At 63.5% G+C, this 13,889-nt stretch carries 14 protein-coding genes; 10 read left to right on the forward strand and 4 right to left on the reverse strand.

What is annotated here, in order from left to right; genetic code table 11:
* The first annotated feature begins 206 nt into the window (after positions 1-206).
* The 4 genes from ACDC66_RS13270 (at position 207) to ACDC66_RS13285 (ending at position 5,195) form a co-directional block, all read left to right on the forward strand.
* Complete coding sequence (locus ACDC66_RS13270; protein ID WP_376697209.1) at positions 207-860, forward strand: polysaccharide deacetylase family protein; 654 nt, start codon at positions 207-209, stop codon at positions 858-860.
* A gap of 141 nt (positions 861-1,001) precedes the next feature.
* Complete coding sequence (locus tag ACDC66_RS13275) at positions 1,002-3,092, forward strand: Ig-like domain-containing protein (RefSeq protein ID WP_376697210.1); 2,091 nt, start codon at positions 1,002-1,004, stop codon at positions 3,090-3,092.
* A gap of 16 nt (positions 3,093-3,108) precedes the next feature.
* A complete protein-coding gene (locus ACDC66_RS13280; RefSeq protein WP_376697211.1) occupies positions 3,109-4,353 on the forward strand; it encodes a glycosyltransferase family 4 protein in 1,245 nt (414 codons plus the stop codon).
* Positions 4,350-5,195, forward strand: coding sequence for a glycosyltransferase (locus ACDC66_RS13285; protein ID WP_376697212.1), 846 nt, complete (start codon positions 4,350-4,352; stop codon positions 5,193-5,195). The genes ACDC66_RS13280 and ACDC66_RS13285 overlap by 4 nt, the downstream gene beginning before the upstream one ends.
* A 20-nt stretch (positions 5,196-5,215) precedes the next feature.
* On the opposite strand, the gene ACDC66_RS13290 is transcribed toward ACDC66_RS13285, so the two are convergent.
* Positions 5,216-5,974, reverse strand: coding sequence for a glycosyltransferase family 2 protein (locus ACDC66_RS13290; RefSeq protein WP_376697213.1), 759 nt, complete (start codon positions 5,972-5,974; stop codon positions 5,216-5,218).
* Between the two features lie 17 nt (positions 5,975-5,991).
* On the opposite strand from ACDC66_RS13290, the gene ACDC66_RS13295 reads away from it, so the two are divergent.
* Genes ACDC66_RS13295 through ACDC66_RS13305 form a run of 3 tightly spaced genes read left to right on the forward strand, consistent with a single transcriptional unit; the run spans position 5,992 to position 8,290 of the window.
* On the forward strand, positions 5,992-6,795 hold the full coding sequence (locus ACDC66_RS13295) for a glycosyltransferase family 2 protein (RefSeq protein ID WP_376697214.1): 804 nt from the start codon (positions 5,992-5,994) through the stop codon (positions 6,793-6,795).
* Positions 6,792-7,430: a hypothetical protein gene (locus ACDC66_RS13300; RefSeq protein ID WP_376697215.1), complete on the forward strand. Its 639-nt coding sequence runs from the start codon at positions 6,792-6,794 to the stop codon at positions 7,428-7,430. Before ACDC66_RS13295 ends, ACDC66_RS13300 begins: the two co-directional genes overlap by 4 nt.
* Complete coding sequence (locus ACDC66_RS13305; protein ID WP_376697216.1) at positions 7,427-8,290, forward strand: FkbM family methyltransferase; 864 nt, start codon at positions 7,427-7,429, stop codon at positions 8,288-8,290. Before ACDC66_RS13300 ends, ACDC66_RS13305 begins: the two co-directional genes overlap by 4 nt.
* Here the strand turns inward: ACDC66_RS13305 and ACDC66_RS13310 are convergent.
* Positions 8,287-8,658, reverse strand: a complete 372-nt coding sequence (locus ACDC66_RS13310) for an Mth938-like domain-containing protein (RefSeq protein WP_376697217.1) — start codon at positions 8,656-8,658, stop codon at positions 8,287-8,289. The two genes, ACDC66_RS13305 and ACDC66_RS13310, sit on opposite strands and share 4 nt — an antisense overlap.
* Before the next feature lie 12 nt (positions 8,659-8,670).
* Positions 8,671-8,967, reverse strand: coding sequence for a ribosome assembly RNA-binding protein YhbY (yhbY, locus tag ACDC66_RS13315; protein WP_376697218.1), 297 nt, complete (start codon positions 8,965-8,967; stop codon positions 8,671-8,673).
* A 294-nt stretch (positions 8,968-9,261) separates the two neighbouring features.
* Here yhbY and ACDC66_RS13320 point away from each other — a divergent pair, with 294 nt between their 5' ends.
* On the forward strand, positions 9,262-9,867 hold the full coding sequence (locus ACDC66_RS13320; protein ID WP_376697256.1) for an RlmE family RNA methyltransferase: 606 nt from the start codon (positions 9,262-9,264) through the stop codon (positions 9,865-9,867).
* Between the two features lie 66 nt (positions 9,868-9,933).
* Positions 9,934-11,850 (forward strand): ATP-dependent zinc metalloprotease FtsH, encoded by a 1,917-nt coding sequence (ftsH, locus tag ACDC66_RS13325; RefSeq protein ID WP_376697219.1) that lies wholly within the window; start codon positions 9,934-9,936, stop codon positions 11,848-11,850.
* Positions 11,851-12,074: 224 nt separating this feature from the next.
* Here ftsH and ACDC66_RS13330 read toward each other — a convergent pair whose 3' ends face one another.
* Positions 12,075-12,947, reverse strand: coding sequence for a methylated-DNA--[protein]-cysteine S-methyltransferase (locus tag ACDC66_RS13330; protein ID WP_376697220.1), 873 nt, complete (start codon positions 12,945-12,947; stop codon positions 12,075-12,077).
* A gap of 88 nt (positions 12,948-13,035) precedes the next feature.
* On the opposite strand from ACDC66_RS13330, the gene folP reads away from it, so the two are divergent.
* Positions 13,036-13,887 (forward strand): dihydropteroate synthase, encoded by an 852-nt coding sequence (gene folP / locus ACDC66_RS13335; protein WP_376697221.1) that lies wholly within the window; start codon positions 13,036-13,038, stop codon positions 13,885-13,887.
* Positions 13,888-13,889 lie beyond the last annotated feature (2 nt).

Here is a 13,889-nt window from a genome sequence, read left to right on the forward strand (position 1 = left end):
CTCAAGGGTCCGGGCACAGCGGCTGATTCAGCTAAAATGAGAAGATGCCTGATTGCCACCGCTGTTCGATTGCCCCGGTCCTCGGCTGTCTCGCCTCTCTGATGGTGGGGCAATTATTCGCCGCCGATGCTTCCGAGTTGTTCGCGTATTGTTCCGACGGCAGTTGCGTTACAAGCAATCAGCGGACTTTCAACCGCGTTCGCAGTGTGCCGATCGATACATTTTTTACGTGCACGGGCGATCGAGCCTATGCGCTGACTTTCGACGACGGGCCTTCGGCCAACATCCCGGATCTGCTGGAAGTTCTCGATAAGCACGGCGTTAAGGCCACGTTTTTCGTCGTCGGCGCCAACCTCGAGAAATCAAAGTCCCGACAGCGGTTGAAGGCCGTTCACGAATCCGGTCACTCCATCGCCAACCATACTTATTCACATGCGGATTTAACGAAACTGACGGCCGGGGAACTCGTCGATGAGGTCGAAAGAACCCGTGATCTGATCCTCGAGGTGCTCGGCTCATCCCCTCGTCTGCAAGAATCCACGCGCGTGGTCAGGCCGCCGTTCGGTTATCTGGACAAGTCCAGCCATCAAGCGCTTCGCCGGAACGGTTTCACGGCCGTGCTCTGGAACGGAGATCGATACGACTGGAAAATCGGCGAGGAGCAATTGATCTTCGATCGAATCGTTCAGCAGTTGGACTATATTGCCGATCAGCACCGTCGAGGAATCGGTGTGAGTCGCTCGATCCTGGATCTCAATCACGACGCCAACCTTGCCACGATTGCGGCGATCGATCGAGCCATACCGGTCATCGAACGCAATGGCTACGAATTCGTGACGCTGGAGCAGTGCCTCCGGTAACAGGCCGACGTCGCCGAAGCGGTGATTGGATCATTCGGCCATCCTCGAAGTGATTTGTCGAGGCGACAGCAGTCCGCCGGGAGCTGTGGAACAGTTTCACGTTCGGTGATACGATCCCGAATTCCAGAGGGAGGAATCAGTATGTCTCAGTCTCGCAAGCCGCGCATCAGGCTGCGCGGCTCCCGGATTGCGCCGATCGGCGCGGCCGTAGGGGTTGCCGTTGGCGGCGCCGTCAATTCCCAGACGCCACCAGTGGCCGTGGACGACGAATTCGAAGTCGTCAAGCGTGATGTCTGGCAGGTCGCCGGCAACATGTTCGACAACGACACCGCGGTCAATCCAGTTTTGCGCTCCATCAGCCAGCTCGATGTCTGGGATGGGAGCTACGGATTCAGTTCGTCCGGGGATGTAACCTTCCGCGGCTTGCTGGCGGGACGCTGCGCGGCGACGTCAGATCGGTTCGAATACGAAATGGAGGACGACAGCGGGATCAACGTGACTGCCGAAGTGCAGGTCAGCCTCCTTCCGCCGGTCCAGTCCGATACCTACCAGGTTCAGGCAGGCGAGACACTGGCCGAGGATGTCCAGGCCAACGATCCCATGCCGATCAACCCGATCAATGTTGTTGACCAACTCAATGTCACCGACTTCCTGGCGCCGGGCTTTGGTACCGTCAACCAATCGAACCCCGGCGTCGTCAACCAGACCGGGCAGTTCACCTACCAGCCCGATCCCGGTTTCAGCGGCAACGATTCCTTCGTCTACCTGACCGCCGATCCCGACACCGGTTGCGACTGGAACACGGAAGTCAATGTTCTGGTTCTGCCGACGGCCGTGAGCGACACGACGTCCACCCCGGGCGGTCAGGAAGTCTGCAACATCGACGTCCTCGGCAACGACCTGGGCAGTGGTCTGAGCCTGGTCAACGTGGTCCAGCCGGCGAATGGAACGGTATCGGTCAGCGGTGACGACACGCTCTGCTTCACGCCGGACCTGGCCTTTCTCGGGTTGGCCACGTTCGGCTACACAATCGAAGACGCGAACGGATCGCAAGTGGATGGCGTTGTCGAGGTCGACGTTTTCAACCTGCCGCCCGCGCCGGTTGACGACAACTACACGGTTTCGGCGGGGCAGTCACTGGACGGTAACGTCCTCGACAATGATGCCGATCCCAACAGTGATTCCCTGAGCGCCAGTCTGGCGACGCCGCCTGCTCACGGCGCCCTCGTGCTCAACCCCGACGGTTCATTTACGTACACGCCGGCCATGGGCTTCAGCGGTGCAGACTCGTTTGCCTATACGGCCAGCGACGGCAACGGCGGCAGTGAAACGGCCGAGGTTGTGATCGACGTGAGGCCGGTTGCCGTGGCGGATGCCGTCTCGACGCCGGGTGGTGAGCAGCTGTGCGATATCGATGTGTTGTCCAACGACCTCGGCACGGATCTCGATGTGGTCGGCGTTACCCAGCCGGCGAATGGAACGGTATCGGTCAGCGGCGACGATACGCTTTGCTTCTCGCCCGATCAGGGATTCCTGGGGCAGGCGAGCTTCGCCTACACCATCGAAGATGGTACCGGCTCTCAGGCTTCGGCGAATGTCGAGGTGGACGTATTCAACCTGCCTCCAGTGCTGGTCGACGATAGCTACCAGCTCCCTGCAGGCCAGGCGCTGAGCGGTAATGTGCTCGACAACGATTCCGACCTCAACGGCGATTCGCTCAGTGTTGCTGTCGCGATGCCGCCCGCAAACGGTGATGTCGTGCTCGATCCCGACGGATCGTTTACATACACCCCCGAGGCGGGCTTCAGCGGATCGGATGCCTTCAGCTATTCGGCGACTGAATCTCGCGGCGACGACAGCACTGCGGACGTGTCGATTCTGGTCGTGCCGGTGGTCGCCGACACAGTCGTTCAGGGCAGCACTGAGCGGGAGGTCAGCGGCAACCTGCTCGACGGATCGCTGGGCAGTGGATTGACGGTCATCGACTGGACCGAACCGCCGGTCGGGACACTTACCGTCAACCCTGACGGCAGCTATACATATGTGGCGCCGCCGGGATATCGGGGAACGATCGAGTTCCCGTTCACGGCAGAGGATGAGTCGGGCTCGGAGGCGCGGGGCTCGGTCACACTCGGCTTCGCGCTTGAACTGGCCGTTCCCGGGCCGGGGGGTGGCGCGTTGGGATTGCTTGCGATTCTGCTGGGCTGGCTCGGGTTCCGTCGCCTGCGGTAATTCGGATGGTTGGAGCATGACCGCGCCGTATGGTGTTCGTTATTACGGCGGGGGTGACCTGAGCGGCTACGGGCTGGCAGCCGTCTCCAACGTGCGTGCCCTGGTCAATGCCGACGTCCCGGTGCATTGGGTTCCGTTGAACTGGACGCCGGATCGCTTGGTGCCGGGGCATTGGCAAAATCATCGAGGTGTAGCAAAGCCCGTGCTGACGGCGGAGGGTTCGGCGCTCGCCGACGTGTCGAGCTTGGTCGAGCGAACCCGTCGCCCGATCGACCCGGAAGTGGTGATTGTCCATGCGCCGCCGGAGTCCTGGCCCGGACTTTTCCGAAAAAACGTTTTCAATATCGGTTGCACGGCCTGGGAGACCAGCCGAACGCCCGCGCACTGGCGACCGTTGATGAGACAGGCGGATGCCATCGCGGTGCCTAGCGAGTTCAACCGTCGCGTCTTTCAGACGGCCGTGCCGGAAGTGTCGGTTTCCGTGTTGCCGCATATCCGCCGGCACACCTGGAACGATTACCTTCCGACGGAAATCCGCCAGGCCAAGACCGAACTCGGCATTCCGGCGGAACATCGTGTCTTCTACACCATTTCCACCTGGGACCCGCGCAAGGATCTGCCGGAATTGATCCGCCTGTTCGGGCATGCGTTCGGAAGTGATGATTCGGCGACCCTGTTGATCAAGAGCAATGAACTCGGAGCCGACATCGGTCCGCACTTCCGGCAAAAGTCGACACGGACGCTTGCGGCCGAAGTAGTATCCGAACTCGGCCGTGAGCTCGGTCGTGCGCCGCCCAACATCATTCTCAATACCGACCGGCTCAGTTCGGCCGAGCTGGACATGATTCATGCGATCGGGGACGTCTACGTCACCGTCAGTCATGGGGAGGGATTTGCGCTCGGGGCTTTCGAGGCCGCCACCCGCGCAACGCCCGTGCTGGCCACGAACTGGGGCGGGCAGACCGATTTCCTCGGCGGCGAATGGCTGGGTGCGTTGCCCTGTCGAATGACGCAGGTTCCCTTGTGGCCGCCTCACAAGCCGAGCTATTTCCCGTCACAGCGTTGGGCCCGTGTCGAGCGGGCCGCGACCGTCGATCGCATGCGGGCGATCCTCGAGAACGCCGCGCCTTTCGAGCGGGAAGCCCGATGCATTCGCGAGAAGATCGTCGAGCGGTTCGCCGAGCCCGTGATCGTCCGCCGGTGGCTCGATTTGATCGAGGGCGGCCGGCCAGGGCGCGGCGCAGGCGGAGGCGCGTCGTGAGCATTCCACGCGTCTTTCACTTCGTCTTCGGGCTGCGTGAGCAGCGCGAGCCCTTTCACCTGCTGCACTATCTCTGCCTGGCGTCCTGCCTGGCGGTCAATCGTCCCGAGGCGGTCGTATTCCACTACCGGCACGAGCCGTTCGGCCCCTGGTGGGACCGAATCCGGCCGCGGCTCGAGTTGCGGAATATCGACGTGATCCCGGAGGGCTTCGATCCGGGCCGCTACGACGACAGCCAGGAAGGCCGGATGATCCGCCGGCTGGGCATCGACTACGCCCACGAGTCGGATTTCCTGAGAATGGACATCCTGCTGGCCGAAGGCGGCATCTACGCCGATATGGACACGCTTTTCGTCCGCCCCTACCCGGATGAGTGGCTGACCGACCGATTCGTTATCGGCGAAGAGTACGCGCCGCTCCAACCCGCAGAACCCCTGCGGCCTTCGCTATGCAATGCCGTGATGATTGCTTGCGCCGGTGATCCCTTCGCGCGGGCCTGGCGCGAGGGGATGGCGGCCGCCTTCGACGGCCGCTGGAACAGCCATTCCTGCCGCGAGGCCGGTCGTCTCTGGCGGGAGCATCCGGATTGGCTGCGCGTTCTGCCCAGCGTGTATTTCTATCGCTACGGCTCGACGCCTGAAGGGCTGGCGACCCTGTTCGAGGAATCCGACGACGATCATGCCGATCTCTACAGTGTCCACCTTTGGGCGCATCTCTGGTGGGAGGCCGCGCGTCGCGATATGAGTGAGATGCACGCGGGCCGGATTGACGAGTCCTGGATCATGCGATCGGACGCCACGCTGGCCGCGCTGGCCCGCCACTTCCTTGAGGATATCGCGTGACGCTTCACGATCGCCGTCGATCAGCTGCCCGGGCGCGCACCGCCAGGGGTCAGGCGGAAATCCGCAAGCGGCGGATCGTATTGCGCAAGCCGGGATTCGATCGTTGCCTGCGACTGCAGGAGGCGGGCAGCGCCCACGCCCTTGGATTGGGCGATCGCCCTGTGGTGCGCGACCGACCAGGCGTTGGCCTCGTGACAGGTATAGACGTAGGTCCACGCCCTGTCGGCGATGCGGGCAATCGCATGGCCCCGACGGAGGATTTCGCGGGCCACCGGTGTGTCTTCACCTCGCGGCAGCGACGGGTAGTCGGGCACCAGCGATCTTCTGGCCATCATGCTGCCCTGGATGAAGTTCATCGGATAGGCTTCGCCGTCCCAGTCGACCAGGAACATCTCGCCGGTGTCGGCAAAGAAGTGCATTTGCTGCTGGAGAAAGGAAAAGTCGGCACGGGCCTCGTGCAGGGCCTTCCATTGAGTGGCCAGTCTCTCGGGATGATAGCGATCGTCGTCGTCCCACTGGCAGACGAAATCGCCATCGGCTTCGGAGAGACAACGGTTGCGCAACGCGCCAAGCGTTTGATTCGGCCGTGTCCTCACGATGCGGATCGTGACCTCGCCGTGGCGCGCCGCCGCGGCTCTCAAGGTCTCGTCGAAGGCGGTGTCGGCGTCGTGAACGACGACCAGTTCTCGATCGCGATGCGTCTGCGAGACAAAATCGGCCATCGCTTCGAGGGCCGATTTCGCTCGGCCGGGCTGGGTTACCATCAGCGCGCTGATCATTCGGGATGGAGGTTCTCGTGCTAGAGCGGTTGGCTTGCATTCTCACCTACCGGGAGGGTGAAGACAAAGCGCGACGCCTCAACCTGGACGCGGTCCTGCGCAGCCTGGCCGTCCATCCCGAGCTGATGGTGGTCATCGTCGAGCAGGACGCTGTCCCGCAGCTTGAGGGAAACCTGCCCCATCCCCGGGCCCATCACGTGTTCGCCTACAACCCGGGCCCTTTCAACAAGAGCTGGGGCTTCAACCTGGGGGTGCGCGTGGCGCGCAAACCCTGGCTGATGTTCAGCGATGCGGACATTGTGCTCGGGCGGGCGCTGGCCGAGGCGGTCGAGTTGCTTGCCGCCGGTTACTCGGTGGTCAAGCCCTACGTCCGCATCCTGGACCTCGACGAGGCCGAAAGCCGTCGCGTCCGCGAGGGCGATTTCGACTGGCTGCCGGAGCGGGCCACGGAGCGGGCCGCCGATCGCGAGGTGCAGGGCGAATTCCCGCCGTTTGCCGGCGGTGCGGTGATGATGACGCGGCCCGTCTACGACCGAATGGGCGGCTGGGACGAGCGTTTTCTGGGATGGGGCGGGGAAGACGACGCCATGAGTTACCTGCTCGAGCGTGCCCGGGTACCGGGCACCCTGCTGGATGGGCGCCCCGCGGTGCATCTCCATCACCCGCGCAGCCGCTCGAATACCAGCGGCCAGCCGCATTACCGCGCCAACCTGGCCTTGCTTTCGGAGTACCAGAACCTCAGCGACGAGCAGCTGGATCGCTTTGCGGAAATCAGGCGACAGCTCAACGGCCATCGCGACAAGTACAGGCCGGCGTCATGAGTTTCATGATCGGCACGCCCGCCTACGGCGGCATGATGCACTGCAACATGGTCGACCAGTTGCTGCGCTACCAGCACGCCGGCCTGGCCTTTTCGCTGATGACCGTCGGCAACGAAAGCCTGATCACGCGGGCCAGGAACAGCATTGTTTCGGAGTTTCACGCCCGGTGCGAGCTTTCCCACCTGCTGTTCCTGGATGCCGATGTCGTGCTTCCGACCGAAGGGCTGCAGCGGATGCTGGCCGCCGGCGTCGACGTGGTCGGGGCAGCCGTTGCGCTCAAGGGGCGCAATTCGGACGGCAGCCGCAAGTTCAATCTCGGCCGAACCACGGGGGAAGCGGGGAGCCTGATCCGGGTCCAGCGAGTGGGAACGGCCGCCCTGCTGTTGTCCAGCGCTGCGGTGAATGCGCTGGTCGAAAAGGCCACCGCCGAGGGGCGCGTTTACCAGCGCTCGTCGAATCTTCGCGGCGAAGAGCAGCGCGCCACGGTGCACTACGACATCTTCCGCGTCGGCGTCGTCGGCGACGAGTACCTGTCGGAGGATTACTGGGTCTGCCATGAGCTGCGCGAACTCGGCTTCGAGATTCATGTCGATCCCACCCTCGTCACGCGGCATATCGGCATGGTCGAAGTATGAGCGGGGCACCGAAGCCGTCCGATCTGCAGTTGTTGACGGTACGCCCCGGCGCGGTGCCTGAGTTCAAATTGCTGGTGGCTTTCGGCGAGGATGAGTGCATTGCCCCCTGCCTGCGCGATCAGGGGGTCTGGGAGGAGCATGAGACTGTGCTCCTGCAGCGCATCCTGCGTCCCGGCATGAGCGTCGTCGACCTCGGTGCCCACGTCGGCTACTTCAGCGTCCTGATGTCGAAATGCGTGGGTCCGGAGGGTCGCGTCGTCGCTTTCGAGCCCGATCCGTCGCATTTTCGCCTGTTGTGCGCCAACCTGCTCGCCAACGCTTGTGACCAGGCCGAGGCGCGGCGCCTGGCGATCGCGGAGGGCAAGGGTGATGGACGACTCTTTCGCAGCGCCACCAATCCAGGAGACCAGCGCCTGAACCCGGTGCCCGGTCGGCCTTCAGTCGCGGTCAGATACGACAGCCTGGACAGCCAGCTGGGGCAGGCGGGTCTGGACCTGGTGAAGATGGACTGCCAGGGCAGCGAGTCGCGGATTCTCGACGGCATGGCGGGACTGATCGAGCGTAACCGCGAGAGACTGTCCCTGCTAATGGAGTTCGCGCCCGGATTGCTGCACCAGGGCGGTTGCTCCATCGATCGGTTCGCCGGCCAGCTCGGCCAGCTGGGAGCCTGCGTTTTTCTTGTCGCCCGTCAGGGCCGCACAGTCCGCCTGATGGAAGTGGAAGAGCTGGCGTCCGGGTTGCGTTCCATTGCTGAACGCATGGCGCAGGCCGGTGAGGAGGACGCCAGCGAGAATCTTTTCGTGGTTTTCGGGTCCAGGGCCCGGCAAGCTTGGCTGCAACGGGGTTCGCAGGGCGCTTAGCCGATAATCAGCGCGGCGAGCGCGCGGCGATTCTCGCTCATCAGGACATTGAAGGTTCGGGCGGCGGCGTCCAGTGTCATGCATTCGACGCCGATGCCCTGGCGAAAGAAGGCCCGTTGCATGGCGTGCGGCAGGAACTGCTGTGTCTGCCCGGCACCGAACACGACCAGTTCGGGCCCGAGTTCGATCAGCGGGCCGATATGTTCCTCGCCCAGTCCCGCCAGGCTGTCGACCGGCCAGTCGGGCTCCAGGTAGTGAGCGCCCACCAGCAGGCTCGAGGTATACCACTGGTCGGTCACGAAGACGCGGTGGGGTTCGATGCCGCGAATCTGGTGATAATTTCCGGCTGTGTGTTCGGTCAGATCCATGGCCGGTTCCGACTATTTGCGGGGCAGTTCGATCTTCGGTTTATCCGGGTGGCGACGGTACAGGCAGACCACCTGGCCGATCCGGTGTACCACTTGGGCACCGGTCGTTGTAACCAGCTGCTCGATCCAGGCACCGCGCTGCTCGCGCTCACCGCGGAGCTTGACCTTGATCAGCTCGTGGTGCTCGAGCGCCTGCTCGATTTCGGCAAGCACGTTTTCGCTCAGCCCCTTGTCGGCCACCATCACCACCGGATGAAGGTCGTGGCTGAGGCCGCGCAGGTGCTTGTTTTGGCTCTTGGTCAGGGGCATGGGATGCGCCGGTTTACGTGGATTATCAATGGTAACTTGGTTTCAGGTTTCAGGTTTCAGGTTTCAGGCAACATTGTCGCCCCGGAAATCGCGCCAGCGATTATCCGGGGCCTCGCACGGTCTGGATGGCAGTGAGTTTGGCCGTGCCGATGTAAGTGTGCGAGGTCCCGGCTCGGAGGCCGGGACGACGCTTCGCGTCGGTTCGGGGTTCGGGACATACCTGTCGGGAAGCCGTTACCATTTGCGAACCAGCGAACCAGCGAACCAGCGAACCAGCGAACCAGCGAACCAGGGATTTCCGTGGACTGGAAAAAACGCCAACAATCAGACCCTTACGTCAATCGGGCCCGAGAAGCCGGGTACCGGGCGCGGGCGGCGTTCAAGCTGCTGGAGCTCGACGAGAAGGATCGGCTGTTCCGTCCCGGCCAATTCGTGGTCGACCTGGGCGCAGCGCCCGGCAGCTGGTCTCAGGTGGCGCTCGAGAAGGTGGGCTCATCGGGACGGGTCGTCGCGCTCGATATCCTACCGATGGATTCCATCGACGGCGTGGTCTTCATCCAGGGCGATTTCCGCGAGGACGAGCCGCTCGCCACGCTGGAGACCGCCATGGAAGGGCGCCGCGCCGACCTTGTCCTGTCCGACATGGCCCCCAATATCTCTGGTATCGGTCCAGCCGACCAGGCGCGTAGCATGCACCTGGCCGAGTTGGCCGAAGCGTTTGCCGACGAATGGCTGGACGCGTCGGGTACTTTCGTGGTCAAGATCTTTCAGGGCGAGGGCTTCGATGCCTTCCTCGCGGGTCTGAAGCGGAAATACGCCGCCGTTCGCGTCCGCAAGCCCCGTGCATCGCGGGCCGAAAGCCGCGAGGTATATGTCGTGGCCAGTCAGCCGCGGGGTTGAACGCAGAGTTGATCGCATTGTCGTAGAATCGGGCCGCAGAAACGGTGTCCACCGGAGATAAGCATTTTGAGTGATTTTGCCAAGAACCTGGTGATGTGGATCATCATCGCCGTCGTGCTGATGAGCGTGTTCAATCACTACTCTCAGCCAGACGCGCAGCCGCGCGAGATGAACTATTCGGTCTTCCTCGAGGAAGTCGAGAGCGGTAACGTGACCAGCGTTGAAATCCAGGAAGGCAGCGGTGGCAAGACCATCACGGGCCAGACCGGCGACGGGCAGCAATTCCGCGTCATGGCGCCGCGTGACGACGGCCTGATCAAGGACCTGCTCGACAACGATGTCGAGATCGAGGCCAGGCCGCCCGAGGGCCGCTCGATCGTTCTCGATATCCTGATCAGCCTGCTGCCAGTACTGGTGCTGGTGGGCTTGTGGGTCTACTTCATGCGCCAGATGCAGGGCGGCGCCGGCGGCCGCGGCGGAGCGATGAGCTTTGGCAAGTCGCGCGCGAAGCTTCAGGGCGAAGATCAGGTCAAGGTCACCTTCAACGATGTGGCCGGTTGCGAGGAAGCGAAGGACGAGGTCACCGAGCTGGTCGACTTCCTGCGTGACCCGGGCAAGTTCCAGCGCCTGGGCGGGCATATTCCCAAGGGCATCCTGATGGTCGGCCCGCCGGGCACCGGCAAGACCCTGCTGGCCCGTGCCATCGCCGGTGAGGCCAAGGTGCCGTTCTTCTCGATTTCCGGCTCTGATTTTGTCGAAATGTTCGTCGGCGTCGGTGCCTCGCGCGTTCGCGACATGTTCGAGACGGCCAAGAAGCACGCCCCGTGCATCATCTTCATCGACGAACTCGATGCCGTCGGCCGCCAGCGCGGCGCCGGCCTCGGTGGCGGCCATGACGAACGCGAGCAGACGCTCAACCAGCTGCTGGTCGAAATGGACGGCTTCGAGGGCAACGAGGGCATCATCATGATCGCGGCCACCAACCGGCCCGACGTGCTCGACCAGGCCCTGTTGCGACCGGGGCGCTTCGACCGCCAGGTGGTCGTTCCGCTGCCCGACATCAAGGGGCGCGAGCAGATTCTCAAGGTGCACATGCGCAAGTTGCCGCTGGCGGACAAGGTCGATGCGCGCGTCATCGCCCGCGGCACGCCCGGTTTCTCGGGCGCCGACCTGGCCAACCTGGCCAACGAGGCGGCTCTTTTCGCCGCACGCGAGGACAACAAATCGGTGGAACAGCGCCACTTCGAACTGGCCAAGGACAAGATCATGATGGGCGCCGAACGCAAGTCCATGGTCATGTCCGAGGACAGCAAGCGCCTGACGGCCTATCACGAGGCAGGCCATGCCATCGTTGGCCGAATCGTGCCCGAGCACGACCCGGTCTACAAGGTCACGATCATCCCGCGCGGTCGTGCCCTCGGCGTGACCATGTTCCTGCCCGAGGAAGACAAGTACAGCCAGAACAAGACCGAACTCGATTCGCAGCTGGCGAGCCTGTTCGGTGGGCGCGTGGCCGAGGAACTGATCTACGGCAAGGAGAAGGTCACGACGGGCGCTTCGAACGATATCGAGCGGGCCACGGCGCTCGCGCGCAGCATGGTGTCCAAGTGGGGTCTCTCCGAAGAGCTCGGTCCGTTGTCTTACGACGAGAACGAGGACGAGGTGTTTCTGGGCCGTTCGGTCACCCAGCACAAGAATATCTCCGACGAGACGCATCGCAAGATCGACAAGGAAGTTCGGAAAATCATCGACACGGCCTACGCCCGGGCGACGCAGATCCTGAGCGAGCACGATAAGCAGCTGCACCTCATGGCCGAAGCGCTGATGCGTTACGAGACCATCGACTCCAGAATGATCGACCAGATCATGGACGGCCAGGAGCCCGATCCGCCCGAAGGCTGGAACGACGACAGCGAGCCGCCGAGCGGTGGTGATGGCGATAAGAAGGATGAAGAGCCGTCGGGAGAGCCGGCGCTCGGTTGACCCACGCCGTTGGCGGTTTGCTGGTTGGCTTGTTAGCGGGTGGGCTGGTTCGGCATCCGGGACGATTGAGGGTGGCGCTGCCGCTAAAGTGCGGATGGCAAATCGATGGGAATCCTTCTGCTTCGGTCTCGCGGCATAGCCGCCCCGCAGCGCTGCCAGTTGTCGAACTAGCTAACCAGCGAACCAGCAAACCAGCCAACATCCCAGTGCATTAGTCATTGGCTCTAGGCGTTGCGCTGCTCTTGTTTTAACAACGCCCGCTTACGCTCGATTCCCCATCGATACCCTCCTAACCCCCCGTCGGCGGCTACGACGCGATGGCAGGGTACGATCACTGCTGCCGGATTGGCGCCGCAGGCCTGCGCCACGGCCCGGGCGCCGTTCGGCAGGCCGACCTGCCGGGCCAGCTCACCGTAGGTTAGCGTCCGCCCGGCCGGAATCTGCTGCAGGGCCGTCCAGACCTTGCGCTGGAACAGCGTGCCACGCAGATCCAGGGGCAGTGCCTCGGCCGGCTGCGATCCTTGATCGATCAAGGTGACGACCGGTTCGAGCGCCTTGATGAATGCCGATCCGCCGGTGCGCCGGTTGGCCCTCGGGAAGCGGCGCGCCAGCTCCGATTCGAGCGCTTCATCCGATTCCCCCAGCAATACCGCACATAGCCCGCGTGCCGTGGAAGCCACCAGTACCCGGCCGAGGTGGCAGTCCGCCGTCGCGAAACGAATCGTTTCACCTTCGGCGCCGTTTCCCAGTTTCGAGGGGTTCATGCCCAGGCCGTCCTGCGCGGCCTGGTGGGCGCGACTGGAGGAGCCGAAGCCGACTTCCGCGGCGGCGTGCGTGACACCATGCCCGGATCGCAAAAGCTGCGCGAAGCGGTCGATGCGCGAGTGCCGCAAAAAGCGGCCCGGGCTGAGGCCGAAATGGCGGCGGAACAGCCGCTGGAAATGTCCCGGGCTGTAGCCCGCAAGTCCCGCCAGCCCGGCGACGTCGATATCGAAGTCCTCTTCCGCGGCGGTTCGCAAGGCCCGGGCCAGATTCTGCGCTTGTCGGTCGGCGTTGTGCATGATCGAAAGCATAGCCCCGCCGACGGTCCGGCGCATTCCGATTTCTGATCTGTTGCGGCGGGCAGTGCCGTGTCGGCGCAACACGATAAAATAACGGGCTGGATAGCAACTTCAAGGGATGTGCATGCCCGATAGCCTCGGACAACGCCTGCAACAGGCGCACCTGACCGGTGAGAAACTGGTCATGGGCGTGGTCAATGTCACCCCGGACTCCTTTTCCGACGGGGGCGAGTTCCTGGCGCCGGATCGCGCCGTGGCGCATGCGCTCGAACTGGTCGAGGGCGGTGCCGATATTCTCGATGTGGGCGGCGAGTCGACGCGCCCGGGCGCCGAACCAGTGGCAGAGGCCGAAGAACTCGATCGGATTTTGCCGGTGATCGAGGGGATTGTCTCGGCGACGCGGGTGCCGGTGTCGATCGACACGGCCAAGCCGGGCGTCATGCGGCGTGCCGTGGCGGCCGGTGCGGCCATGATCAACGATGTCAACGGCCTGCGCGCCGAGGGTGCACTGCAAACCGTGGCCGAGCTCGATGTGCCGGTCTGCATCATGCACATGCTCGGCGAACCGCGAACGATGCAGAAGAATCCGAGCTACGAATCGGTCGTCGACGATATCCGGGATTTTCTGCGCGAGCGCGTTCTGGCCTGCCGCGAGGCGGGGATCGACGAATCGCGCATCGTGCTCGATCCGGGCTTCGGTTTCGGCAAGACGCTCGAGCACAACCTGCAACTGCTCGCGCGGCTCGATGAACTGGTCGCTTTGGGCTTCCCGGTCCTGGCCGGCATGTCGCGCAAGGCGATGCTGGGGGCGATCACGGGACGTGACAAACCCGCCGACCGGGTGGCCGCCTCGGTGGCGGCGCACCTGATCGCGGCCCGGAAAGGCGCGGCGGTGGTGCGCGTGCACGATGTGGCCGAGACGGTCGATGCCCTGAAGGTTGCACGGGCCGTCGGGCAGGCGGAAAAAACCCGATAGAA

The organism is Wenzhouxiangella psychrophila (assembly GCF_042310375.1).
Taxonomy (GTDB): domain Bacteria; phylum Pseudomonadota; class Gammaproteobacteria; order Xanthomonadales; family Wenzhouxiangellaceae; genus Wenzhouxiangella.